Annotated in this window: 26 protein-coding genes and 1 tRNA gene; 17 read left to right on the plus strand and 10 right to left on the minus strand. The window is 56.5% G+C overall.

Going from position 1 to position 25,003, the window contains the following annotated elements:
- Window positions 1-732 carry an SDR family oxidoreductase gene (locus L1065_RS08910; RefSeq protein ID WP_237095109.1) on the plus strand — a complete coding sequence of 244 codons (732 nt, stop codon included), beginning with the start codon at window positions 1-3 and terminating at the stop codon, window positions 730-732.
- 69 nt (window positions 733-801) lie between these two features.
- A complete protein-coding gene (locus tag L1065_RS08915) occupies window positions 802-1,116 on the plus strand; it encodes a DUF3775 domain-containing protein (protein WP_237095110.1) in 315 nt (104 codons plus the stop codon).
- Between the two features lie 61 nt (window positions 1,117-1,177).
- Here the strand turns inward: L1065_RS08915 and L1065_RS08920 are convergent, their stop codons facing one another.
- On the minus strand, window positions 1,178-1,843 hold the full coding sequence (locus L1065_RS08920; protein ID WP_237095111.1) for a histidine phosphatase family protein: 666 nt from the start codon (window positions 1,841-1,843) through the stop codon (window positions 1,178-1,180).
- 135 nt (window positions 1,844-1,978) lie between these two features.
- On the opposite strand from L1065_RS08920, the gene fdhF reads away from it, so the two are divergent.
- The 12 genes from fdhF (at window position 1,979) to L1065_RS08980 (ending at window position 15,594) form a co-directional block, all read left to right on the plus strand.
- On the plus strand, window positions 1,979-4,744 hold the full coding sequence (gene fdhF, locus L1065_RS08925) for a formate dehydrogenase subunit alpha (RefSeq protein WP_237095112.1): 2,766 nt from the start codon (window positions 1,979-1,981) through the stop codon (window positions 4,742-4,744).
- A 131-nt stretch (window positions 4,745-4,875) separates the two neighbouring features.
- Window positions 4,876-6,846 carry an AMP-binding protein gene (locus tag L1065_RS08930; protein WP_237095113.1) on the plus strand — a complete coding sequence of 657 codons (1,971 nt, stop codon included), beginning with the start codon at window positions 4,876-4,878 and terminating at the stop codon, window positions 6,844-6,846.
- The gene (locus tag L1065_RS08935) at window positions 6,843-7,661 is read left to right on the plus strand and encodes an ABC transporter ATP-binding protein (RefSeq protein WP_237095114.1); all 819 of its coding nucleotides are present in this window, start codon (window positions 6,843-6,845) and stop codon (window positions 7,659-7,661) included. Before L1065_RS08930 ends, L1065_RS08935 begins: the two co-directional genes overlap by 4 nt.
- A gap of 80 nt (window positions 7,662-7,741) precedes the next feature.
- Entirely contained in the window at window positions 7,742-8,737 is a 996-nt protein-coding gene (locus L1065_RS08940; protein WP_237095115.1) for a branched-chain amino acid ABC transporter permease, read from the plus strand.
- A gap of 2 nt (window positions 8,738-8,739) precedes the next feature.
- The gene (locus tag L1065_RS08945) at window positions 8,740-8,985 is read left to right on the plus strand and encodes a hypothetical protein (protein ID WP_237095116.1); all 246 of its coding nucleotides are present in this window, start codon (window positions 8,740-8,742) and stop codon (window positions 8,983-8,985) included.
- Window positions 8,985-10,061 carry a branched-chain amino acid ABC transporter permease gene (locus tag L1065_RS08950; protein ID WP_237095117.1) on the plus strand — a complete coding sequence of 359 codons (1,077 nt, stop codon included), beginning with the start codon at window positions 8,985-8,987 and terminating at the stop codon, window positions 10,059-10,061. Before L1065_RS08945 ends, L1065_RS08950 begins: the two co-directional genes overlap by 1 nt.
- A 65-nt stretch (window positions 10,062-10,126) precedes the next feature.
- Window positions 10,127-11,410, plus strand: coding sequence for an ABC transporter substrate-binding protein (locus L1065_RS08955; RefSeq protein WP_237095118.1), 1,284 nt, complete (start codon window positions 10,127-10,129; stop codon window positions 11,408-11,410).
- A 113-nt stretch (window positions 11,411-11,523) separates the two neighbouring features.
- On the plus strand, window positions 11,524-12,354 hold the full coding sequence (locus L1065_RS08960; protein WP_237095119.1) for an ABC transporter ATP-binding protein: 831 nt from the start codon (window positions 11,524-11,526) through the stop codon (window positions 12,352-12,354).
- Window positions 12,351-13,487: a phenylacetate--CoA ligase family protein gene (locus L1065_RS08965; RefSeq protein ID WP_237095120.1), complete on the plus strand. Its 1,137-nt coding sequence runs from the start codon at window positions 12,351-12,353 to the stop codon at window positions 13,485-13,487. Before L1065_RS08960 ends, L1065_RS08965 begins: the two co-directional genes overlap by 4 nt.
- Window positions 13,488-13,490: 3 nt before the next feature.
- Window positions 13,491-14,405 (plus strand): HNH endonuclease, encoded by a 915-nt coding sequence (locus tag L1065_RS08970; protein WP_237095121.1) that lies wholly within the window; start codon window positions 13,491-13,493, stop codon window positions 14,403-14,405.
- A 52-nt stretch (window positions 14,406-14,457) separates the two neighbouring features.
- On the plus strand, window positions 14,458-15,168 hold the full coding sequence (locus L1065_RS08975; RefSeq protein WP_237095122.1) for a cytochrome c biogenesis CcdA family protein: 711 nt from the start codon (window positions 14,458-14,460) through the stop codon (window positions 15,166-15,168).
- A gap of 18 nt (window positions 15,169-15,186) precedes the next feature.
- Entirely contained in the window at window positions 15,187-15,594 is a 408-nt protein-coding gene (locus L1065_RS08980) for a thioredoxin family protein (RefSeq protein ID WP_237095123.1), read from the plus strand.
- Here L1065_RS08980 and L1065_RS08985 read toward each other — a convergent pair.
- Window positions 15,591-16,013, minus strand: coding sequence for an Lrp/AsnC family transcriptional regulator (locus L1065_RS08985; RefSeq protein WP_237095194.1), 423 nt, complete (start codon window positions 16,011-16,013; stop codon window positions 15,591-15,593). The genes L1065_RS08980 and L1065_RS08985 overlap by 4 nt on opposite strands.
- Window positions 16,014-16,143: 130 nt before the next feature.
- Here L1065_RS08985 and rocF point away from each other — a divergent pair, with 130 nt between their 5' ends.
- Window positions 16,144-17,052, plus strand: a complete 909-nt coding sequence (rocF, locus tag L1065_RS08990; RefSeq protein ID WP_237095124.1) for an arginase — start codon at window positions 16,144-16,146, stop codon at window positions 17,050-17,052.
- A 1-nt stretch (window position 17,053) separates the two neighbouring features.
- Window positions 17,054-18,106: an ornithine cyclodeaminase gene (locus L1065_RS08995; RefSeq protein WP_237095125.1), complete on the plus strand. Its 1,053-nt coding sequence runs from the start codon at window positions 17,054-17,056 to the stop codon at window positions 18,104-18,106.
- On the opposite strand, the gene L1065_RS09000 is transcribed toward L1065_RS08995, so the two are convergent.
- The 3 genes from L1065_RS09000 to L1065_RS09010 form a co-directional block, all read right to left on the minus strand.
- Window positions 18,085-18,774 (minus strand): ceramidase domain-containing protein, encoded by a 690-nt coding sequence (locus tag L1065_RS09000; RefSeq protein WP_237095126.1) that lies wholly within the window; start codon window positions 18,772-18,774, stop codon window positions 18,085-18,087. The two genes, L1065_RS08995 and L1065_RS09000, sit on opposite strands and share 22 nt — an antisense overlap.
- Before the next feature lie 96 nt (window positions 18,775-18,870).
- Window positions 18,871-18,996 (minus strand): type B 50S ribosomal protein L36, encoded by a 126-nt coding sequence (gene ykgO, locus L1065_RS09005; RefSeq protein ID WP_008562923.1) that lies wholly within the window; start codon window positions 18,994-18,996, stop codon window positions 18,871-18,873.
- Window positions 18,997-19,077: 81 nt separating this feature from the next.
- Window positions 19,078-19,152 (minus strand) — tRNA-Val (locus L1065_RS09010).
- A gap of 153 nt (window positions 19,153-19,305) precedes the next feature.
- Between L1065_RS09010 and L1065_RS09015 the strand changes: the two genes are divergently transcribed.
- Window positions 19,306-20,166, plus strand: coding sequence for an N-formylglutamate amidohydrolase (locus L1065_RS09015; protein ID WP_237095127.1), 861 nt, complete (start codon window positions 19,306-19,308; stop codon window positions 20,164-20,166).
- An 89-nt stretch (window positions 20,167-20,255) separates the two neighbouring features.
- Here L1065_RS09015 and L1065_RS09020 read toward each other — a convergent pair whose 3' ends face one another.
- From L1065_RS09020 to dapA, 5 genes are all read right to left on the minus strand, one after another.
- Window positions 20,256-21,440, minus strand: coding sequence for an amino acid aminotransferase (locus L1065_RS09020; RefSeq protein ID WP_237095128.1), 1,185 nt, complete (start codon window positions 21,438-21,440; stop codon window positions 20,256-20,258).
- Between the two features lie 23 nt (window positions 21,441-21,463).
- Window positions 21,464-22,312, minus strand: a complete 849-nt coding sequence (sseA, locus tag L1065_RS09025; RefSeq protein ID WP_237095129.1) for a 3-mercaptopyruvate sulfurtransferase — start codon at window positions 22,310-22,312, stop codon at window positions 21,464-21,466.
- A 65-nt stretch (window positions 22,313-22,377) separates the two neighbouring features.
- Window positions 22,378-22,854 carry an SsrA-binding protein SmpB gene (gene smpB / locus L1065_RS09030; protein WP_237095130.1) on the minus strand — a complete coding sequence of 159 codons (477 nt, stop codon included), beginning with the start codon at window positions 22,852-22,854 and terminating at the stop codon, window positions 22,378-22,380.
- Window positions 22,855-23,004: 150 nt separating this feature from the next.
- Complete coding sequence (locus L1065_RS09035) at window positions 23,005-23,850, minus strand: LysR family transcriptional regulator (protein WP_237095131.1); 846 nt, start codon at window positions 23,848-23,850, stop codon at window positions 23,005-23,007.
- Window positions 23,851-24,128: 278 nt separating this feature from the next.
- The gene (gene dapA, locus L1065_RS09040; protein WP_237095132.1) at window positions 24,129-25,001 is read right to left on the minus strand and encodes a 4-hydroxy-tetrahydrodipicolinate synthase; all 873 of its coding nucleotides are present in this window, start codon (window positions 24,999-25,001) and stop codon (window positions 24,129-24,131) included.
- Window positions 25,002-25,003 lie beyond the last annotated feature (2 nt).

The raw sequence follows: 25,003 nt of genomic DNA on the forward strand, positions 1-25,003 counted from the left end.
ATGAAAGAGTGGGCAGGAAAACGGTATTGGCTGGTTGGTGCATCTGAAGGTCTGGGGGCGGCCCTTGCCGAGGTGATGAGCCGCGCTGGTGTCGAGGTCATCCTGTCTGCAAGGTCAGAAGACAAACTCAAAGCCCTGTCCGAAAAACTGCCCGGTCCATCTTCTTATGTGACCTGCGATGTCAGTGATCTGCAAAGCGTGCAAGACGCGTATCAACAGGTTGGTCAGATCGACGGGGTTGTCATGTTGGCGGGTGTCTACTGGCCGATGAAAGCGGCCGAAGTCGACGCCGAAAAGGTCGAACAAATGGTAGACATCAACTTTACAGGCACCATGCGGGTCGTCGGTTCTGTCTTGCCCGATTTTGTTGCCCGCGATGCGGGGCATGTGGTGATCACCGGCTCGCTATCAGGCTTCCGCGGATTGCCCGGCGCGGTAGGATACGGCGCTTCTAAAGCGGGTGTCATGTATCTGGCCGAAAGCCTGCACGCTGATCTGCGCAAAACGGGTGTGACGGTCCAGGTCGCCAACCCCGGCTTCATCAAAACACGGCTGACCGACAAAAACGATTTCAAGATGCCGTTTATCCAGGAACCGGAAGAGGCGGCCCAGGATTTCTGGGAACACATGAATGATGACAGCTTCAAAAAGAGCTTTCCACGACTGTTTAGCCTGTTCTTCCGGGCCAGCCAGTTTATGCCTGATTGGATGTATTACCGTTTGATCAGCTGATTTGCGCTGAATCAAATCGCTTCTATGCAACTGTGTGTCATGCTGACCCCGAGATAAGAGGAGTGCGATATGGAAATCAGTTCTGACAAAGTGGCCCAAGTGATCCTTCTGTCGCGAGAGGGAAGCCGAGGCGAAGATGAGCTTTATGACTTCATCGAAGCCATGAACGAGGACGAGCAGGCCCATCTTACAGCGATCATGTGGATCGGGCGCGAAGCCTATGATGTAGAAGACTATGACAAGGCCGTGGCGAAAGCCTTTGCCGAAAAGACCACACCCACCGTCGACTATCTGACAGGGGTGCCGCATTTGGCCGAACATCTGGAAAACGGGTTAGACGCCCTTGGCGTAGATGTTTCGGATGTCGAAAACGATCTGATGTAAGCATCTTTTTCTAGAAAAAGATGCGGGCCGAAGATTATTCGAGAATAATCTTCTGGCTCTGTCAGACCATGGTTTTCGCATGGGACCGCTCTGGCAGGTCCAGATGCGGTGTCGCGCCGTATTGTGTCAGGTGAAGCTCGGGCGTGCCGGCAACATCGTGAAACGCAAATCTGTGCAGGGATGTGTGGGGCACGAAAAGAAACATTTTGGCTTTGTTGTTGATTTCCAGCCCAAGCGCGATGGCCGTAAGCGATGCGATCACGCCCGTGGAGCTGACCAAAAGGGTGCGCCCTTCCATCGCGCAGGCATCTTCGATTGCGCTGAAAATACGTGTGCGGAAGTCTGTATAGCTTTCGATATGTGGTGGTGTTTCTTCGGCCGCCCAGTGGGACAGGATTTGCGGAACATGTGCGGCGAAGGTGGCTGGACTGTCCGGGAAGGGCACGCCGTGCATATCACTCAGGCTATCGGAGAGCGCAAAGTAGTTCAGTTCGTTCAGTCGTTCGTCGATCTGATGAGGGGCGCCGAAGGTATTGAGCCCTTGTGCCGTTTCGATCTGCCGCCGTAGGCCGCCCGAAATCACCCGATCATAGGTTTGGGTTTGTGACAGATATTCGCCCAACCATGCGGCCTGTTGATGGCCCAGATCAGACAGGCGATCATACTCTTCTTCATTACGGGCGCCAGAATTGGCTTGCCCGTGTCGTGTGATTGTAACTTCGCCCATTGCATTCACCTGTTTCCGATTGGCGCAATCCGTAGCGTCGTGATGGCGCAAATGGAAGGGGACGCGTCGCGGAGTGTCTCGGATTTTGTTTGAATCGGCCCTAATGTGGCCCCAAGCCATAGGGACGCGCGCGATATGACCGACAAGATCACTTTCACTTTGGATGGCCAAACTGTTGAGGCCGATGCAGGTATGACCATTTGGGAGATCGCGCACGGCCGTGGTCTGGTGATCCCGCATCTGTGCCACAAACCCGCGCCGGGCTATCGTCCTGACGGCAACTGTCGGGCGTGTATGGTCGAGATCGAGGGGGAGCGGACGCTGGCGGCGTCGTGTATTCGCGAACCGCAAGATGGGATGGTGGTGACAACCAACTCAGCCCGGGCTGAAAACGCCCGCAAGATGGTCGTTGAGATGTTGCTGACCGATCAGCCCGAGCGCGATGTGGCCCATGACAAATCCAGCCACCTTTGGGATATGGCGGACCTGAACGGGATAAGCGAGAGCCGCCTGCCAAAGCTGGAGCAAGAGCGCATCCCGCTTTTGGACAACTCTCATGTCGCGATGAGCGTGAACCTTGATGCCTGCATCCAATGTGGTCTGTGCGTGCGCGCGTGCCGCGAGGTGCAGGTGAACGATGTGATCGGCATGGCAGGGCGCGGGCACGACAGTTACCCCACGTTTGATATGGCTGACCCGATGGGCGACAGCACCTGCGTGGCCTGCGGAGAGTGCGTGCAGGCGTGCCCCACTGGCGCGTTGATGCCGTCAACCGTGGTGGATGACAATCAGGTGGGAGACAGCGCCGATTACGATGAAGAGGTCAAAAGCGTGTGTCCCTTCTGCGGTGTGGGGTGTCAGGTGAGCCTGAAGGTCAAAGACAACACGGTGAAATTTGTTGAAGGCATCAATGGGCCAGCAAACGAAGGGCGTTTGTGTGTGAAGGGGCGTTTCGGGTTCGACTATATCCATCACGACCACCGCCTGACCAAACCGCTGATCCGCCGCGATGACGCGCCTGCAAAGGGGCTGAATGTGGACCCTGCCAACTGGGGCGAGGTGTTCCGCGAGGCGACATGGGACGAGGCATTGGATTTTGCCGCGAATGGCCTGAAGGGACGGGGCCGCGAGGTTGCGGGGTTTGGCTCGGCGAAATGCACCAATGAGGAGGCATACCTGTTTCAAAAGCTGATCCGTCAGGGCTTTGGTCACAACAATGTCGATCACTGCACGCGACTTTGCCATGCCTCAAGCGTTGCAGCCTTAATGGAGAACGTGGGATCGGGGGCTGTGACGGCCACGTTTAACGAGATTGAAAACGCAGACGTGGCGATCGTGATCGGGGCCAACCCGATTGAAAACCACCCTGTTGCGGCCACCTACTTCAAGCAGTTTACCAAACGCGGCGGCAAGCTGATTGTAATGGATCCGCGCGGTCAGGCGCTCAAACGCTTTGCCAGCCACATGCTGCAATTCCGTCCCGGTGCGGATGTGTCCATGCTGAACGCGATCATGCATGTGATCGTCGAAGAGCGGCTTTATGATCAGCAATATATCGATGCCTACACCGAAAACTGGGAGGCCGAAAAAGCGCATCTGAAGGACTTCACCCCCGAAAAGATGAGCGAGATTTGCGGCATTGAACCTGAGGTGCTGCGCGATGTGGCGCGCACCTTTGCGGGCGCGAAGGCGGCGATGATTTTCTGGGGCATGGGCGTCAGCCAACATATCCACGGCACCGATAATTCACGCTGCCTGATCTCTCTGGCGCTGATGACGGGGCAAGTGGGACGGCCTGGTGCTGGCCTGCATCCGTTGCGCGGCCAGAACAATGTGCAAGGTGCATCTGATGCAGGGCTGATCCCGATGTTCCTGCCTGATTACCAGCCCGTCACAGATGATGGCGTGCGCACCGCGTTTAACGAGGTTTGGGGAACCGAGGATTTCAGTGGTGAAAAAGGACTGACCGTGACCGAAATTATGGACGCGGTGCATGATGGTGACATCAAGGCGATGTATGTTCTGGGCGAAAACCCCGCGATGTCCGACCCGGACGTCGAACATGCGCGTGCCGCACTGGCCAAGCTGGATCATTTGGTTGTGCAGGACATTTTTATTACCGAAACTGCGAACTACGCGGATGTGATCCTGCCTGCTTCGGCCTTTGCCGAAAAGGCGGGGACCGTAACCAATACGAACCGACAGGTGCAAATGGGGCGCCCTGCTGTCACCCCGCCCGGTGAAGCCAAGGAAGACTGGTGGATCGAGGTTGAGCTGGCCAAGCGCCTTGGGCTTGGATGGACCTATTCGCATCCGTCCGAAATCTTTGCAGAGATGAAGCTGAACATGAAATCGCTCAGCAACATCACGTGGGCGCGTTTGGAAGACGAAAATGCCGTCACCTATCCATCGCTGTCGCCCACTGACCCCGGCCAGCCGATTGTCTTTGGTGACGGGTTCCCGCGTCCAGACGGGCGTGCGCGGTTCACCCCTGCCAATGTGATTGCGCCTGATGATACGCCTGACGCGGACTATCCGATGATTCTGACCACGGGACGCCAGCTGGAGCATTGGCACACAGGGTCCATGACGCGGCGGTCATCTGTGCTGGACGCGGTAGAGCCTGAAGCGAATTGTTCGTTGCACCCATCGACCCTGCGCAAACTGGGGGTCGAACCCGGCGAACACGTGCGGCTGACGACAAAGCGGGGGAGCATTACAATCATGGCGCGGTCTGACCGTGCGGTGGCACCTGATATGGTGTTCTTGCCATTTGCCTATGTTGAGGCGGCGGCGAATATTCTGACCAACCCTGCCGTGGACCCTTATGGCAAAATTCCTGAGTTCAAGTTTTCTGCTGTGAAGGTCGAAGCGGCTGATAGCGCTATCGCTGCGGAATAATCGGATTATCTGAACGCTTGTTCAAAAAAACCATTTGACGTTTGGCCATTTGGTCGCACATCATACCCCAACAGCGTCCGTAAACGGGTGCGGAGTCGGCAATAGATCGGCATTTGGGAGGAAATCTGAATATGTCCACAGCAACCGCCTCGGCGGGGGCCTTGGTATCGGTCCCACATCTTTTGGCCCGCAATGCAGCGGAATACGGTGGCAAGGCAGCTTACCGTGAAAAAGAGTTCGGCATCTGGCAAAGCTGGACATGGTCGCAAGCGCAGCACGAGATCGAAAGCATGGCGCTTGGTCTACTGGAGCTTGGTGTGGCGCGCGGTGACTTTATCGCGATCATCGGGCGCAACCGCCCGCAGCTTTATTGGTCGATGGTCGCTGCCCAGATGGTGGGTGCTGTGCCTGTGCCGCTCTATCAGGATGCTGTCGCAGAAGAGATGGCTTATGTGCTTGAACACTGTGGCGCGCGCTATGTGATTGCGGGTGATCAAGAGCAGGTTGATAAGGTCATCGAAGTGCAAGAGACCGTCAGCGGGATCGAGCATATCATCTATGTCGATAAGCGCGGGATGCGCAAATACGACCATAGCGCGATGAATTCGATGGAAGACATCAAGGCGACGGGCCGCGCGGCGCATGAACGGTTTGATCGCGAGTTGGCGGACCGCTGGCAATCCCTGACGTATGATGACACCTGTGTGATGCTCTATACCTCTGGCACGACAGGGCGGCCTAAGGGTGTTGTTTTAAGCAATCGCAACATCATCGAAACCTCGAAAAACTCGGCCGATTTCGATGGGCTGCGCGCGGGTGATGAGGTGCTGGCCTATTTGCCGATGGCATGGGTTGGCGATTTCATCTTTTCGATCGGCCAAGCCTATTGGACGGGTTTCTGTGTGAATTGCCCCGAAAGTGCGGACACAATGATGACGGATCTGCGCGAGATCGGTCCGTCTTACTACTTTGCGCCGCCCCGTATTTTTGAGACGCAACTGACCAATGTGATGATCCGTATGGAAGATGCCGGTCGTTTCAAGAAATGGTTGTTCCATACATTCATGGGGGTGGCGAAACGCGTTGGGCCGCAAATCCTTGATGGCAAATCTGTGGGCGGGATGGACAAGCTTAAATACGGGCTTGGGCGTTTGCTGGTTTATGGACCGCTTTTAAACACTTTGGGTATGTCCAAGGTGCGTGTGGGCTACACGGCGGGCGAGGCGATTGGCCCCGAGATCTTTGATTTCTACCGCTCCCTTGGCATCAACCTCAAGCAGCTCTATGGCCAGACCGAGGCAAGTGTCTTTATCACCCAACAAAAGGATGATGAGGTTCGTGCCGATACGGTTGGCACGCCCACGCCGGGCGTTGAATTGCGCATCGCAGATGATGGCGAGGTGTATTACCGCAGCCCTGGCGTTTTCGTGAAATACTTCAAGAACGATGAAAGCACCGCCAGCACAAAAGATGCCGAAGGATGGGTCGCAACGGGCGACGCAGGGTTCATTGAGCCGGACACAGGTCATCTGCGGATCATCGACCGTGCCAAGGACGTTGGCAAAATGGCCGATGGTCGGATGTTTGCGCCTAAGTACGTTGAAAACAAACTCAAATTCTTCCCGAACATTCTGGAAGCCGTTGTGTTTGGCAATGCCCGCGACCGTTGCACGGCGTTTATCAATATTGACCTGACCGCCGTGGGTAACTGGGCCGAGCGCAACAACATCGCTTATGCCAGCTATCAGGAATTGTCCCAACACCCGCGTGTTCTTGAGACGATCCAGGCCCATGTCGAAGAGGTGAATGCATCGGTGGCTGCGGATGAAATGTTGTCTGGATGTCAAATTCATCGGTTCTGCGTTTTGCACAAGGAACTTGATGCAGATGATGGCGAGATGACGCGCACGCGCAAGGTGCGCCGCCGCATCGTGGAGGAGAAGTTTGCAGACATTATCGACGCGCTCTACTCGGGCGCGCCAGAGGTCAGCACCGAAACGGAAGTGACCTATGAGGACGGGCGCAAAGGCAGCATCAAAGCGACGCTCGATCTGCGTGATGCGGCCGTGGTTGCCGATCAAAAAAGGATGGCTGCGGAATGAAGGATATGTACGAGCCATATGTGACCGACGATGGGCGCACCATCGGTAGGTGTTTGATGGATATGCGAAATATCACGCTGCGGTTTGGTGGGGTCGAAGCCATCAAGAACATCAGTTTTGACATTCGCGAAGGGGAAATCCGCGCCATCATCGGGCCAAATGGGGCTGGCAAGTCATCAATGCTTAATGTGGTCAGCGGTTTTTATGTGCCGCAAGAAGGCGAGGTCTGGTTCCGCGGCACCAAGCGCCCTCCGATGAAGCCATACCAAGTCGCCCGCCAAGGGATTGCACGGACCTTCCAGAACATTGCCTTGTTTGAGGGTATGAGCGTTCTGGACAACATCATGACGGGCCGCTTGGGTCATATGAAAACAGGGCTTTTCAGTCAGGCGTGGTGGTATGGTTCGGCCCAGAAAGAAGAAACGGTTAACCGTGAAGCCGTTGAAAAGGTTATTGATTTTCTGGAAATCCAGCATATTCGCAAGACCCCAGTGGGGCGGTTGCCGTATGGTTTGAAAAAGCGTGTTGAGCTGGCCCGCGCCTTGGCGGCGGAACCGAAGCTGCTGCTTTTGGATGAGCCGATGGCGGGGATGAACGTTGAAGAGAAAGAGGACATGAGCCGCTTTATTCTGGACGTGAACGACGAATTTGGCACCACAATCGCGCTGATTGAACATGATATGGGCGTTGTGATGGACCTGTCCGACCGCGTTGTCGTGATGGATTACGGCAAGAAAATTGGGGACGGCACGCCCGATGAGGTGCGCAACAACCAAGCGGTGATTGATGCCTATCTGGGGGTGAGTCATGACTGATTTTGGCCGCCATCCGATGTATGGCCTGGCGTCTGCTGCCGGTATGGCAATGCGTCAGACACTTTGGGGAGATATGAACAATGGGTGACCAGTTTCTTTTCGCCATAGAGGTGATGATCAACGGGCTGATGGCGGGGGTGCTTTATGCGCTGGTCGCCTTGGGCTTCGTGCTGATCTTCAAAGCGTCGGGCATCTTTAACTATGCCCAAGGTGTCATGGCGCTGTTTGCCGCGCTGACCTTGGTGGGCATTATGGAAGGGCAGGTGCCGTTTTCGCATCTGATCAACGCGATCTTTGGCACGAAAATCCACCACTTCGGTTGGGAGGTGCCGGCCATTCTGGCGATCTTGTTGACGATGATGATCATGGTGTTCTTTGCCTGGGCGGTGAACCATTTTGTGATGCGCCACCTTGTGAACCAAGAGCCGATCATCCTGTTCATGGCGACCATCGGGCTGGCCTATTTCCTGGAAGGCGTTGGCGATCTGATGTGGGGCTCCGAGATCAAGACGCTGGATGTGGGGCTGCCCCAAGGCGGCAGCTTCTGGATCGAGGACATGACAGCGGGTCTTGGGTCTGACAATTTCTTCGGATTCTTCATCGACAAGCTGGACATGGTGGCCACCGTCATCGCGGCGATCCTTGTGGTCGGGCTGGTTGTTTTTGCGCAATACACCAAGCAGGGCCGCGCGATGCGTGCTGTGGCCGATGACCACCAAGCCGCCCTGAGCGTTGGTATTTCCCTGAACTACATCTGGGTGCTGGTCTGGTCGCTTGCGGGGTTTGTGGCGCTGGTTGCGGGTATCATGTGGGGCGCGAAATCGGGCGTGCAGTTTTCGCTGTCGCTGATTGCGCTGAAGGCCTTGCCTGTGCTGATGCTTGGTGGCTTCACCTCCATCCCCGGCGCGATTGTCGGTGGGCTGATCATCGGGGTGGGCGAAAAGATTTTCGAATTCACCGTTGGTGCGGCCATCGGGGGCGCGACCGAAAACTGGTTTGCCTACATGTTGGCGTTGCTGTTCCTCGTCTTTCGTCCGCAAGGGCTGTTTGGCGAAAAGATCATCGAGAGGGTGTGAGCATGCATAAGCTGATTGCGATTTTGAATGTGGTTGCGTGGTCGGGGTTTTGGGCCTTTGGTTATCTGGCTTTGACTGCCGACGCCGCCGATAGCGCCCATGTTACCACGGCGGTTATTCTGGCCGCGGCAGGCGGGGGCATCGGGCTTTGGGCCTACTTCAAGCTGATCCGCTTCACCGAGGCGACAGGCTATGCCAAACCGCGCAATCGCGTGCGTAAAGTTCATTTGGAAGAGGAAGCCAGCTAATGTTTTACCGTGAAGCAGGTGACTTCAAGACGTCCTATGTGGACGACAGCCAGACCTTTCCCATCGCGTTTGACCGTTGGCGGTATTATGTGGTGCTGGCCTTTGCCTTTCTGGTCGTGCCGTTCATCATCAATGATTACTGGGCCAATGCGGTTGTGGTGCCATTCCTGATCTATGCGATTGCCGCGATCGGGCTGAACATCCTGACGGGCTATTGCGGACAGGTGAGCCTTGGCACGGGCGGTTTCATGGCTGTGGGCGCTTATGCCTGTTACAAGCTGATGACGGCCTTTCCTGATATCAGCATTGTCATTCACATCATTCTGGCAGGAGGCGTTACGGCGGCTGTCGGGGTGATGTTCGGCTTGCCGTCGCTCAGGATCAAAGGGTTCTATCTGGCCGTGGCGACTCTGGCTGCGCAGTTCTTTCTGATCTGGCTGTTTAACCGTGTGGGGTGGTTTTATAACTACTCGGCCTCGGGCCAGATCAACGCGCCCGAGCGCGAGGTGTTTGGCGTGCTGGTGACAGGACCCAACACCGCAGCCTGGGCACAATATATGATCTGTCTGGTCTTTGTCGTGGCTTGTGCGGTGGTTGCGCGCAACCTGACGCGCGGCACCCAAGGGCGCAAATGGATGGCGATCCGTGATATGGATATTGCCGCAGAGATCATCGGGGTGAACCCGCTGCGCGCCAAGCTGAGCGCCTTTGCCGTCTCGTCATTCTTTATCGGGATTTCGGGGGCTTTGTTCTTTGCCGTTTATCTTGGTGCTGTGGAAGTGGGCGAGGCCTTTGGCATCCAGAAGTCGTTTCTGGTGCTGTTCATGATCATCATCGGCGGGCTTGGCAGTATCTTTGGCAGTTTTGCAGGGGCCGCCTTTTTGGTGATCCTGCCTGTTGTGCTCAAGATCGTCGGCGCGGATTGGCTTGGGTGGCCCACTGATCTGGTGGCGCATTTCAACCTTGTGATTGTGGGGGCTTTGATCATCTTCTTCTTGATCAAGGAACCGCATGGTCTGGCGCAGCTTTGGCGTCTGGCAAAAGAAAAACTGAGATTGTGGCCGTTCCCTTACTAGGGGCGCCTCACGAATGATCGGGGCAAACCCCGGCATCAACTTCAACACTCTGGGAGGAGTAAACAATGAAAAAACTAGCAACAATGGCCGTGGCAGCGGTAATGGCTGCAAGCCCTGTGATGGCGGACCTTGTGTTCCCATCGCTGTCGTATCGCACGGGGCCTTATGCGGCGGGTGGTATCCCGTTTGCCGATGGCTACGCCGATTATTTCACACTGCTGAACGAGCGTGATGGCGGCATTGGTGGCGTGATGACCCGCGTGATCGAATGTGAAACCGGCTATAACACCGAGAAGGGTGTGGAATGCTACGAGTCGACCAAGGGCGAAGGCTCGCTGGTGTATCAACCGCTGTCGACGGGCATCACCTATCAGCTGATCCCGAAAACCGCGGCAGATGGCATCCCGCTTCACACCATGGGCTATGGCCGCACGTCGGCTGCGAACGGCAAGGTCTTTAACAACGTCTTTAACTATCCTGCGAACTACTGGGATGGGGCGTCGATTGCTGTGAACCACCTGCTGGATGAAAACGGTGGCGACATCAGCGGCAAGAAAATCGCGCTGGTCTATCACAACTCTGCCTACGGCAAAGAGCCGATCCGCACGCTCGAAGAGCTGTCGGGCAAGCACGGGTTCGAGCTGACGACGATTGCTGTGGACCACCCCGGTCAGGAGCAGAAATCGCAGTGGCTGCAAATCCGCCGCGAGCGTCCGGATTACGTTGTGATGTGGGGTTGGGGCGTGATGAACCAAGTGGCAATCCAAGAAGCCGCGAACATCCGTTTCCCGATGGAAAACTTCATCGGCAACTGGTGGGCCGGTTCGGAAAACGACGTGATGCCAGCGGGTGATGCGGCCAACGGTTATAAGGCCTTGGCGATGCACAACGTGGGCACAGATTTCCCGATCTTTGCAGACCTGCAAGAGCATGTGATCGACGCTGGCAAAGCGGCTGGCAACGGTGATCAGGTGGGCACAGTGCTGTATAACCGTGGGTTCTATGCCGCGATGCTGGCAGCCGAAGCTGTGAAAGAAGCGCAAGCGATCCACGGCGTGATGGACATCACACCTGCGATGATGCGCGACGGCATGGAAGCTTTGAGCATGACCGAAGAGCGCATGGCGTCCTTGGGCATGGCGAATTTTGGGCCAGCTTTCAGCGTGTCATGTGAAAACCACGGTGGTTCGGGCGAGGGCAAGGTGCAGCAGTGGGACGCAGCTGCAGGTCAGTGGAACACGATCACTGACTGGATTGCATCGGACCAAGAGGTCATCCAGCCGCTCGTTATGGCGGATTCGATGGCCTATGCCGAAGAAAACAACGTTGCCATGTCCTGTGGTGGCTAAGTGAGCTTTGCGGCCCGCCCTGAAATGGGTGGGCCGCATATTTGTTTGACCATTTACCAAACTTACCTGCCCGTATTTTCGGGCGCGCACGGTAACCTTAACGGGGATTGAAGATGCTGGATGATCAGGCCCAAGTGGATGTCGATACACTTTTGGAAGTGAACAATATCGAGGTGATCTACAATCATGTGATCCTCGTGCTGAAAGGCGTATCGCTGAAGGTGCCGAAAGGCGGGATCACCGCGCTTTTGGGGGGCAATGGCGCTGGCAAAACCACGACGCTGAAAGCGATTTCAAACCTGCTCCATTCCGAACGTGGTGAAGTCACGAAAGGGTCGATCGCCTATCGTGGCGAGCGTGTGCAGGATATGTCGCCTGCCGATCTGGTGAACCGCGGTGTCATTCAGGTCATGGAAGGGCGCCATTGTTTTGAACACCTGACCATCGAGGAAAACCTGCTGACGGGGGCGTATACGCGCCGCGACGGGGGCAAGAAAATCGCCGATGATCTGGAACTGGTCTATAACTACTTCCCGCGCCTCAAAGAGCGCCGCAAAAGTCAGGCGGGCTATACCTCGGGTGGGGAGCAACAGATGTGTGCCATTGGTCGCGCCCTGATGAGCCGCCCTGAAACCATTCTACTGGATGAGCCGTCGATGGGTCTGGCCCCGCAACTGGTGGAAGAGATTTTTGGCATCGTGAAATCGCTGAATGAAAACGAAGGCGTGTCGTTCCTGCTGGCCGAACAGAACACCAACGTCGCCCTGCGTTTTGCGCATTACGGCTACATTTTGGAAAGTGGTCGCGTGGTGATGGATGGCCCCGCCGCCGAGCTGCGCGAAAACCCTGATGTGAAGGAATTTTATCTGGGTGTATCCGAGGAAGGCCGCAAATCCTTCCGTGACGTGCGCAGTTATCGCCGCCGCAAAAGGTGGCTCTCGTGAGTTTTTTCGACGCGCTGGAAACGCGATCCCAAGATCAGCGCGAGGCAGATCAGTCCAAGGCGTTGGCTGGCTTGATCGACGGCGCACTGGCCGATCAACCCGTTTTGCGAAAGTCGGAGCTTGGAGATTTGCAGAAGGCCACGCCGCCATTTGGTGGATTGGTGAAAGGCAAGGTGGAGCATGTGTTTCAGTCGCCCGGGCCGCTTTATGAGCCTGGCCGCACGGGGGCTGATTGGTGGCGTTTTGGCCGCTTTTTGCATGCGGCGGGTGTTGGTGTAGAAGATGTGGTGCACAACTGTTTCGGCTATCACCTGACCCCCGCTGGCATGATGTTTGAAAACGGTGCGCGCGCTGTGGGTGCTACCGTGTTGCCCGCGGGCACAGGACAGACAGAGCTTCAGGTGCAAGCGGCGGCACATCTGGGCAGTACGGCCTATGCAGGCACGCCTGACTATTTGCAGGTCATTTTGGATAAAGCGGATGAGATGGGTGTAACGCTCGGGTTTACCAAGGCTGCGGTTTCGGGCGGCGCGTTGTTTCCCGCGATGCGTCAGTCCTATGCCGATCGCGGCATCGCCTGTTTGCAATGCTACGCCACCGCGGATCTGGGCCACATCGCCTATGAGACCCCCGCGATGGAGGGGATGGTTCTGGACGAAGGCGTGATCGTTGAGATCGTGACGCCCGGCACGGGCGATGCCGTGCCAATGGGTGACGTCGGCGAGGTCGTCGTGACCGCCTTGAACCCTGACTATCCGTTGATCCGCTTTGCAACAGGCGACATGAGCGCGTTTATGACGGGCGTGTCGCCTTGTGGACGCACAGGACCGCGCATCAAGGGCTGGATGGGCCGTGCCGATCAGACGACAAAGATCAAAGGTATGTTTGTGCGCCCCGAACAGGTGGCCGCCTTGGTGGCCAAGGATGCCGCGATCTCGCGCGCGCGGGTGATTGCCACGCGTGAGGGCACGGCGGATGTGATGACAGTGCGGATTGAGAGTTCTGACGGTGGCGCAGACTACAGCGGGCTGGTGCAGGAAACCCTGAAACTGCGCGGTGTGGTGGAGGTTGTCGCGCCGGGTAGCCTGCCAAAAGATGGTGTGCTGATCGAGGATCAGCGGACCTACGAGTAGTCGTTGGCCAAAGCGGTTTTTATACAGAATCCGGTATCGATCTATGATGATCGACCAGGAGAAGCGTATCATTTCCCCAAACGCTATTTAGGTATGGTTCGAGAGACCATCGGCGACTGGGTTGTACTTTATGAGAGTAAAAAGTCTGGTGGTGCGTTTGGATATGTGGGCGTGCAGAAAGTTCTTAGTGTTACCGCGGATCCAGTGAAAGCGGATCATTTTTTCGCATGGTATGACACCGCAAGTGCGTTGCAATTCGAGGATGTGGTTCCGCGCGGCGATGCCAACGGGATTGCTCATGAGGTTTCGTTAAGGCACTTTGAAACGGGCGTGCCCATTTCAGGCGGCATTTCAGTTTCAGCCGTACGCCGACTAACCGAAAGCGAGTTTGCCAGTATTGTTAATTCAGGGCTTGAGGAGCGAACTGATGCTTATGCGTTGCCGCGAGAAGGGGTATTTGAAGATGCGCAGCAGCCATTCATTCCAAAAGAAGAAATTGTAAGAGAGAGTGTCCTTACAAACCGTAAAATCCGTGACCGGGCCTTTCGGGGGCGGATCTTACGCGCCTATCAGGGCCGTTGCGCAATAAGTGGCATGGATTTACGAAATGGTGGAGGCCGCGCCGAGGTTCAAGCGGCGCATATAAAAGCAGTCGAAGATGGTGGCCCAGATATTGTCCAGAATGGACTTGCTCTTTCGGGAACGCTCCATTGGATGTTTGATCGCGGTTTGATTGCCGTGGGTGATAATCACGAAATTTTGGTATCTGATAATAAGGTTTCTCCAGATATTTCACGCCGTTTGATATCTTCGGATCGTAAGTTGCATCTGCCGGATAAAAGGAGTGACTGGCCACATCCTGCATATCTCAAACATCATCGTGAAACGCGTTTTGGTATGACCGACGCAGTAATCTAGCTGACGCAAATGTGTTTTGGCGTTTTGGGCTGGAGTGTGAAACATCGCCGTTATGGAATTGTTTTTCGCATATCTTGCGGGGCTTTTGACGCTGATTAATCCCTGCGTGCTGCCCGTTTTGCCGATTGTGTTGGTATCTGCACTCAATGCGGACAAACGCGGGCCAATCGCCTTGGCTGCGGGGATGAGTCTTTCGTTTGTGGCTTTTGGCGTGTTGGTCACGGCGTTTGGTCGCCAGATTGGCCTGACGCAAGAGCTTTTGGCCGATATCGGCGCAGTCATGATGATTGGCTTTGGCTTGGTGCTGGTGATCCCGCAATTCAGCGCGCGGTTTGAAATGGCCACGGCCGGTATCGGTGCGCGTGCAGATGCAGGGATGGAGCACACAGGTGATGGGCTGCGCGGTCAGTTCATGGGCGGGCTTTTGTTGGGGGCCGTTTGGTCGCCTTGCATCGGTCCCACTTTGGGCGGTGCTATTGCCCTTGCCAGTCAGGGCCAGTCGCTTGGATGGGCCACAGCGATCATGGTTGCCTTTGCCGCGGGTGTGTCCACGTTAATCCTTGGGCTTGGCTTTGGCGCGCGCGAGGCGATTGGACGTCGTGCACAGGCCTTGCGCGGTTTGGCCCAACGCTCAAAACCGATTATGGGGGCGGTGTTTATGGCTGTCGGGGCCATGTTGCTTTTGCGCGTGCACCATTTGTTTGACGCTTGGGCGATCCAAGTGCTGCCCTACTGGTTCCAAGACCTGTCTGTCATGTTCTAACCCCAAAGGAGATTTCCTATGAACCGTCGTGCCTTTTTGACAACCACCGCTGCGGCGGCTTTGCTGCCGACACTTGCGTGGGCCTTTACCGATTATACCGATGGCGCCATTGAAGCGGCCTTGGCCGAGGGTAAAACGGTATTCGTGGATTATTCGGCCACATGGTGTAGCACCTGTGCACGTCAGGGGCGGGTGATCACCCAGTTGCGCGAAGAAAATGCCGCCTATGATGAAAACCTTGTTTTCATCAAGGTCGATTGGGACACCTACAAAAATGCGGCCGTGACGACATTCCGCGATATCCCGCGTCGTTCAACCCTGATCGTATTGAAGGGCGATCAGGAATTGGGGCGCATCGTGGCAGGGACGTCCGTGGCCCAGATCAAAGAGCTGATGGACACGGGGTTGAGTGCTGCGACCAGCTAAGCCTCGTCCAACAGCAGGCAGGTTTCCGAATTTGTCACGCCTTCGATCTCGCGCACGTCGCGCAGAATACGGTCGAAGGCGGGCAGGCTTTCGGCTTCGATATTTGCAACCAGATCCCATTTCCCGTTGGTCGAATAGACCGACGTGATGGCGGGGATATCATGAAGGCGGCGGATGATTTTCCGGCCCATCGCGCCTTGAAGCGCAATGAGCATGACAGCCCGCACTGGCGGCGGCCCTGATCCTTCACCCACTTCGATCGTATAACGCGCGATGATCCCGTCCCGTTCAAGCCGCTCCATCCGCTTTTGCACTGTGGTGCGCGTCAGATTTAATGTCGCGGCAAGGGTGGTCACAGAGGCGCGGGCATCTTGCTTTAGGGCGGTCAGAAGGCGGGTGTCTGTCTGATCTATTTGCATAACGCTCAATCACTATGTCCAAAATGCGCAGTATTTCACATGATTGCGCTGTTTTCGATCTGATTGAAAGAGAATTGAATGCGTATTCTGCCGATAACGTAAGCAATTCGGTAAGATCGTGAAAAACTGCATGTTAATTGGGGCGCCTGTGCAATCAGGCGCAGGGCGGCCCGGCTGCATCATGGGGCCAGACGCCTATCGCACGGCGGGGCTGGCGGAGATGCTTGGCTCTTTGGGTCATCAGGTTGAGGATCGTGGCAATGTTGCGCCGCGACAGGTTCAGGTTACGCATGGCAATGCGGCCATTCATCATCTGTCCGAAACAGCAGGATGGGCCGCGGCGTTGACGCAGGCAGCCTATGACGCAGCTGCGCAATCGGACATGCCAATTTTTCTGGGCGGCGATCATTCTTTGTCGATCGGCACTGTGGCAGGGGTTGCCAAACATGCGGCAGATCAATCGCAGCCACAATTTGTGTTGTGGCTTGATGCCCATCCCGATTTCCACACGCTTGAGAGCACAACGAGCGGCAATCTGCATGGCACACCAGCGGCGTATTTTACCGGGCAAGCGGGGTTCGAGGCTTATCCCGACTTGCCTGCCACTGTTGCGCCTGAAAACCTGTGTATGCTTGGCATCCGTAGCGTCGATCCTGCCGAAAACGCAGCTTTGAATGATGCAGGTGTGGATGTGCATGACATGCGCGCCATTGATGAACATGGGATTGCCACGCCCCTTCGCGCCTTTCTTGAGCGTGTGCGCGATGCCAACGGACGGCTGCATGTCAGCCTTGATGTCGACTTTCTAGATCCTGCGATTGCGCCTGCGGTTGGCACGACTGTGCCAGGCGGTGCCACCTTCCGCGAGGCGCATCTGGTGATGGAAATGCTGTGCGATAGCGATCTGGTGACATCGCTGGATCTGGTGGAGCTGAACCCCTTTCTTGATGTGCGCGGCCAGACCGCGCGGCTGATGGTCGACCTGACTGCCAGTTTGATGGGCCGCAAGGTTCTTGACCGACCAACACGGAGTTTTTGAGATGGATTTGACACCAAGCAAGCTGGCCTATGTGCCTTTCGTGTCGGTGGACGACATGATGAAAATCGTGAACCACATTGGCGCGGCACAGATGATCGCCGAGATTGCGGACTATATCGAGGCCGATTTCAAACGGTGGGAGTTATTCGATAAAACCCCGCGTGTGGCTGCCCATTCAGAAGAAGGGGTCATTGAGTTGATGCCCACCAGCGACGGGGAAACCTATGGCTTCAAATACGTCAACGGCCATCCCGCGAATATGGCGCGCGGGTTTCAGACCGTCACCGCCTTTGGTGTGCTGGCGCGGGTGGACAACGGCTATCCTGTATTGCTGTCGGAAATGACGATCCTGACGGCGCTGCGCACGGCGGCGACAAGCGTGGTTGCCGCGCGTCATCTTGCGCCCAAAGATGCAAAGGTCATGGCGATGATCGGCAACGGGGCGCAGTGCGAGTTTCAGGCCTTGGCGTTTCACAAGGTTCTGGGGATCGAAGAGGTGCGCCTTTACGATATCGACCCCGCGGCAACTGCAAAAGCAGCGCGCAATCTGGAAAATACAGGGCTGCGGGTTGTGCCCTGCAAGACTGGCGAGGAGGCGATTTCTGGCGCGCAGATCATCACCACCTGCACCGCAGACAAACAGTACGCAACGATCCTGACGGATAACATGGTGGGCAGTGGCGTCCACATCAACGCGATTGGTGGGGATTGCCCTGGTAAGACGGAATTGCACCGCGATATCCTGCTACGATCTGACATCTTTGTGGAATACCCGCCGCAAACCCGCATTGAGGGTGAGATACAGGCATTAGAGGCCGATCATCCTGTGACCGAGCTTTGGGAAGTGATCACGGGCAAAGCGCAGGGGCGCCGTGACGCGCGCCAGATCACCCTGTTTGATAGCGTGGGGTTTGCGACCGAGGATTTCAGCGCGCTGCGATACGTGCGCGATCAGTTGGACCGTGTGGGCGCTTATGTGCAGCTGGATATGCTGGCCGACCCTGATGATCCGCGTGACTTGTTCGGGATGGTTCAACGCGCCAAAGGTGCATAACCCAAAGGCGGCAGCGTGCGGATCAGGGCAAGCAGCAAAAGCGCGACCATCCCGCCGTTGAAGATGTGCCACAGAAAATGCGTGCCGATTTCACGGGCGCCGCACATATCCAGATCAACGGTACGAAAGCCAAGTGCTGCGATAAACATCGCGGTCGCCCCCACAATGTATCCGCGTGAGGGGTGTTTCTTGGCAACGGTCAATAGGCTGAAAAAGACTAACGCGGCCAGCGCAGGAGCGTATTGCAAGGATCCATTGAACGCGGTGTGCGCATGGGTGTGATCGGTGCTGACATCACCCGAGGTGAAGTAGAAAACGGTGCCTGTGATAACGGCCGCGATTGCCACGATGCGGGCGGTACGGGCCTTGTTCTGGCCTGTCATGCGGTAAATCACGGTGGCGATATAAAGGGCTACAAAGCTCCAGATCGGGATCACATCCGCCAGTTCTGTCGCGTGATTGGCGAACATGTGAAACAGGGTCGAACCGATGCCGATGCTTGCAGCCAGCGTGATCAGCACCGTTTCCAGCGTATCACGCCCACCACGCGCCTGAACCGCCCGCCATGCGATGAGGGCGGCGACTAGAAACATGATATTGCTTAGGGTGTTGAGCGGTTCATTCATCAAGCCGCTGGCGGTGCGCTCGCAATAAAGATCAATCATCATATTCGTTTAGTGTGGGGACATCTGTCGTGCATTGATCTGCCGCAAATGAAAAGGCCGCCCGGAAAGAGCGGCCCTTCAATCAGGTGTATCAGAGACTTAACCCTGACGCGCTTTGAACCGGCGCTGAGTTTTGTTGATCACGTAAACGCGGCCTTTACGGCGCACGACACGGCAGTCGCGGTGACGGTTCTTCAGCGACCGGAGCGAGTTCTTGACTTTCATAAGTCTGTCTCCTGTTTTTCCGGCGCGAGATCACGCCTTGGGTTGTTTCAGTTCGACGCTTTCACGCCAGTTATCAAATCATGGTGGGCACTACTGGGATCGAACCAGTGACCCCTTCGATGTCAACGAAGTGCTCTACCGCTGAGCTAAGCGCCCATGATACCGTTCTTCGTGCGACACGTCCAAACAAATAGGACGCGGGTCGCGCCGCGTCAGGTGAGGGGTGATTAAAAGGCCCAAGCAAAAAGATCAAGAGGGGTTTTGGAACTTGGGCAAAACAGTCTAAGTATGGTGTCAAAGGAGCAGTGAATGCCAAAGGCCGCCTACTTTCTGGACTTGCCAGACGCGCGTACGACCTCGGTTGTGGTCGCCAGTCCGCATAGCGGGCGCGACTATACCAGCGCGTTCATGTCGAAAACGGTTTTGGACCCTGTTGCGATTCGCTCAAGCGAGGACGCATTTGTCGATCGCTTGTTTGAAAAGGCCCCTGATCTGGGGGCTGTGTTTCTCAGAGCGGGCGCGCCGCGTGCGTTTCTTGATCTGAACCGCAGCTGTGATGAGCTGGATCCAGCCTTGATCGAAGGGGTGCGCCGCGTGGCCCACAATCCGCGTGTGGCTTCGGGGCTTGGCGTGATCCCGCGTGTGGTGGCCAATGGCCGTGCCATTTATGCAGGTAAGCTGAGCCGTGCCGAGGCGGATGCGCGCATTGATGGATTTTGGCGTCCCTACCACAAAACGCTGCAACGCTTGATGCGCGAAAACAAAAGCCGCTTCGGAGAGTCCATTCTATTGGATTGCCATTCCATGCCCCATGAGGCGATTGCGGCAAATACATCGGCAGATAAAAAGCGTCCCGATATTGTGATCGGGGATCGGTTTGGCGCATCAGCCAGCACGGAAATTGTGGAGCGCGTGGAAGCTGCCTTTGCAAATGCGGGCTTTGCTGTTGCGCGCAATACACCCTTTGCGGGCGCCTACATCACGCAAGCCTATGGTCGGCCGATGCAGGGATATCATGCGGTGCAAATCGAGATTGACCGCGCGCTTTATATGGATGAGGCCGCAATCCGCCCCAGAGCCGATTTTCATGCCTTCAGGCGGCTTATCACGGGTGTTCTGGCGGATTTGGTCGAGATTGGGCAACAGGGGCTTCCGCTGGCCGCTGAGTGAGCCGTTTGAAAAATGAGCGGCCAAGGCCGCCCATCATGTTTCGTTGGGGCGCTGCCCCAAACCCCGGGATATTTTGTAACAAAAGAAGCCTAGACACCCGCTGCGATAATCGCGTTTGCCAGTATTGGAACGCTTGTTGGGTTGAGCCCTGCGATGTTCATACGGCTGTCGCCGACCATGTAGATGCCGTGATCGGCACGCATTTTTTCGACAAGATCAGGGGTTGTGCCAAGGCGGCTGAACATGCCGCGATGTTGGGCCAGAAAGCCGAAGCGATCCGAGCCTGAGAGGCGTTGCAGCTCGGTTGCCAGTTGGGTGCGCAGATCAAGCATGCTGAGGCGGGTTTGTTCCAACTCGTCTTTCCAGTCTGCGCGCAGGGTGTCATCGGTGAGGATCGTGCTGACCAGACGTGCGCCGTGATCCGGTGGAAAGCTGAAGTTCTGGCGGTTTAGAAATGCCAGAGTTTGCTGGTTGAGAGTTTGCAGTCGGGTGTCTTGGGCGATCGCCATTAGCACGCCTGTGCGTTCACGGTAGATGCCGAAGTTCTTCGAGCAGCTTGCCGCCAGAAGGCTTTCGGGCATTTGGCTGACGATCAGGCGTGTTGCGGCGGCGTCTTCTTCGAGACCGTCGCCAAAGCCTTGATAAGCGATGTCGATGAAGGGGATGGCGCCTTTGCCCTGCATCACATCGATGACCTGTTGGACCTGAGCGAGGTTGAGATTGGCGCCTGTTGGATTGTGGCAGCAGCCATGTAGCAAGACGACGTCGCCTGCTTTGACCTTGGCGAGATCTGTCATCATACCGTCGAAATCGACGCCGCGGGTTGCTTCGTCGAAGTAGCGGTATTCGGCCATGGGCATGCCGAGGTATTTCAGGATGCTGGGGTGGTTTGGCCATGTCGGATTGGACAGCCACACAGTTGCATCGGGGCTGGCCATCTTGATCAGTTCAAACCCCTGACGAATGGCACCTGTGCCACCGGGCGTGGCAGCGGCTGCAATATTATCCCACGCGATACTGTCTGCGAGGACCAGATCGATCATCGCGTCCGAAAATGCGGGGTCGCCGGCAAGGCCCACATAGGCTTTGCTGTCTTGTGTTTCCCAAACCTTGTGTTCCGCCGCTTTTACGGCGCGCATGACGGGGGTAACACCTTGGGCGTTTTTATACACTCCGACGCCAAGATCGATTTTTGTGTCGCGTGGGTCGGCGCGGTATTGCGCCATCAAAGCGAGAATTTTGTCAGCGGGTTGGGTCTTGAGGTTTCCGAGCATAGCGGAGCTTTCCTAAAAAGATGTTAACCGGTTTCAATTGGCAGATCGGGGAACATGCCCCATTCCGACCAGCTGCCGTCGTAAAGCGAGACGTCTGTTTTGCCGATCCGTTCGAGCGCCAAAAACAGGACCGCGGCGGTGACGCCCGAGCCGCATGTGGTTATGGCTGGTTTGGATAGATCAACGCCTGCGGCTTCGAACACGGCGCGCAGCTGGGGTGGAGATTTCATTGTTTTGTCGTCGTTCAACAGATCGCCAAACGGCACGTTCAAAGACCCCGGGATGTGGCCTGCGCGCATGCCTTCGCGGGGTTCGGGGGCTTCGCCCTTGAACCTGTCTGCGGGGCGGGCATCGATGATGCTGTGATCACCTAATTTGCTGGCGCGGGCCACATGGGTTACGTCGCGCACCATCTGATTCTGGCGGCTTACGGTCATGTGGCGGTCGCGGACCACGGGGGGCAGGTCTTCGACGTCGCGGCCTTCGGACACCCATTTGGGCAGGCCGCCGTCAAGCACTGCAACGTCTTGTTTTCCCATGAGTTTAAAGGTCCACCAAACGCGCGGGGCGCTGAACAGGCCCGCGCCGTCATAGACCACCACCTGATGGCCGTCGCCGATGCCCATGGCGCGCATGCGGGACATGAATTTCTCAACTGGTGGCACGGTGTGGGGCAGATCCGAGCGATGATCGGACACTTCGTCGATGTCAAAGAATCGCGCGTTTGGAATATGGGCGTTGTCATATTCCGCGCGGGCGTCGCGGCCTGCGTCGGGCAGGTACCACGAGGCGTCAAGAATACGAAGATCGGGGTCTTTGAGGTGCGCGGCCAGCCAGTCAGTGGACACGAGCGATTTGGGATCATCGGCCATAGGTCATACCCTTATTTTGCGCGTTCCACCTAACGGGATTGCCCTTTGAAAGCAAGGGGATGCGGTTAGCTACCTTGTTTGAGAAGGCGTTGTTTTTGGCGGCCCCAATCGCGTTTGGCTGAGGTGTCGCGTTTGTCGTGGTTCTTCTTGCCCTTGGCCAGACCGACCTTCATTTTCACCAAACCCTTGTGGTTAAAGTAGATCACCAAGGGCACGATGGTCATGCCTTCGCGCGACACGCCTTTCCACAGGTTTGCAATCTCGCGTTTGGAGGCGAGCAGCTTGCGGCGGCGGCGTTCTTCGTGGCCCCATGTTTTGGCTTGCGCGTATAGGCCTATGTAGCTGTTAACTAACCATAATTCCCCGTCCTCGACCGCGACATAGCTTTCGGCGATATTGGCTTTCCCATCCCGTAGGGACTTCACTTCGGAGCCCATAAGCATGATGCCAACCTCAAGGTCCATTTCGATGGCATAGTCGAAACGGGCGCGGCGGTTTTCAGCGATAACTTTGTAGTTTGGATCGGGTTTTGGTTTGGCCATGCACCTCAGGTAAGGTCTGTCAAGCCAACTGTCCAGAGCGCCGATTTTGCCAAAAACGCATGTATGGCCTAGCGTCTGCTGGCGGTATGGCAATGCGTCAGACGTTCTGCCAATCGCAAATCACGCAACACCCCCAAAATAAATTTTGATTTAGGCCGCGGCGTGCAGCCATTTCAAAAAGGTGGCGAGCTGTTTTGAGGGGGGATGGGGACGTGTGAGGACGTGATAGCCAAGGGTGGTTTCATCGGTTTCAAAGATCGAGACCAATGTGCCAGCGTCCAGATCACGAGCCACCACGTCTTTGAGTTGCACGCAGATGCCAAGGCCCGCGCGCGCGGCTGACAGCGCAAGGGTGTTTGTGTCCATCGCCGTTGTTGGTGTGGCATCGGTGATCAGCCCGTGGCTGTGCGCCCAGACGCGGTATTCGGTGCGGTAGGTTTCAAAGAACCATGTGGCTGATCGCTGTTGTGCTGCGACCTGCGGCGCACACACAGCGCAAAGCGTGGCGGATGTTAGCATATCTGCGCTGTGGTCGGGGAAGGGCCCGCGCCCGTAGCGAATGGCCACGTCTATGCCGTCAACGGCCAGATCGACCAGACGATGCGAGGGTTGGATCGACAGATCAATGTCGGGATGCGCCGCCCAAAAGCTGCCCAAACGCGGCATCAACCAGTTTTCGGCAAACGAGGGGGTAAGGCTGACGGTAACGGGTTTGCCCCCAAGTTGACCGCGCAAATCGGCAACGCCTGTTGCGATGGTCGAAAACCCTTGGGTCAGGGTTGCGGCAAGCTGTTTGCCTTCGGCGGTCAGATCCATCTTGCGGCCCTGGCGGATCATGAGGGTGCAGCCCAAATCGCTCTCAAGCGTGCGGATATGTTGAGACACGGCCGCTTGGGTCACATTCAGCGCAGCGGCGGCGGCCGTGAGGCTGCTGTGCCGGCTGGCGGCCTCAAACGCGCGAAGGGCGGCCAGAGAGGGGATATGACGCCAGTCCATATGGACTTCCATAAGTTGAGCTTATGTTACAGCATTTTTCGCAACTTCGGTCAATGGGGCGCTGCTGCTAGGAAGGAAGCAGTTAAACATAGATCAGGAGAGATAAGATGATTGGAATTTTTGCAAACGCGTTTCGCGTGGCGGCCCGCTCAGAGGACCAAAGCAAAAGTGATAGTTATGAGACGCACAAAGATCGCCGGATCAGGAAAGCCGAAGAAAAGCGGCTACAAGATCAGATGTATTTGACGCGCTACCGTGGGTGGTAGCGCGCCGAAAGATCAGTTGATCAGCCCTGCGTGGATCATCGCGTCTTTGATCATCAGCTTGGTGCCATCTGACAAAGGTGTCAGCGGCGAGCGCACCTCGTCGCGGCACAGACCCAGAAGGGACAGTCCGTATTTTGCGCCGCAGACCCCCGGTTCGGTAAAGACCGCCTTGTGCAGTGGCATGAGGCGGTCAAGCTGTTCCAACGCGGTGGCGTAATCGCCGCGCAGGGTGCTTTCCTGAAACTCGGCGCAGAGTTTTGCGGCGATGTTGGCGGTGACCGAAATGCAGCCCACGCCGCCATGGGCGTTAAAGCCCAGGGCCGTTGCGTCTTCGCCAGACAGTTGGATGAAGTCCTTGCCGCATGTCATGCGCTGCTGCGGCACGCGGCTCAGATCGCCGGTGGCGTCTTTGACACCGATGATCATGTCATGGGCGTTCAGTTGGCCCATGGTTTCAGGTGTCATATCCACAACAGACCGACCCGGAATGTTGTAGATGATGATCGGCAGGCCGCAATCGGCGGCGGCGGTGAAATGCGCCTTGAGGCCGTCTTGGGTGGGCTTGTTGTAATAGGGTGTGACCACAAGTGCTGCATCGGCGCCAGCGGCTTTGGCGGCTTTGACAAGGCGCACGGTTTCGGCGGTATTGTTGCTGCCTGCGCCTGCAATCACGGGGATGCGGCCAGCGGCATGGGTGACGACGGCTTCGACGACTTGGTCGTGTTCTGCGTGGGTCAGCGTGGGGGATTCGCCCGTGGTGCCGACTGGCACCAGCCCATGGCTGCCTTGGTCCACATGCCAATCAACAAGTTTCTTGAGCGCGTCAAAATCCACCTGGCCGTTCGCAAACGGCGTGATGAGTGCGGGAAGGGACCCTTTGAACATGA

The organism is Nereida sp. MMG025 (assembly GCF_021654165.1).
In the GTDB taxonomy this organism is placed as follows: Bacteria; Pseudomonadota; Alphaproteobacteria; order Rhodobacterales; family Rhodobacteraceae; genus Nereida.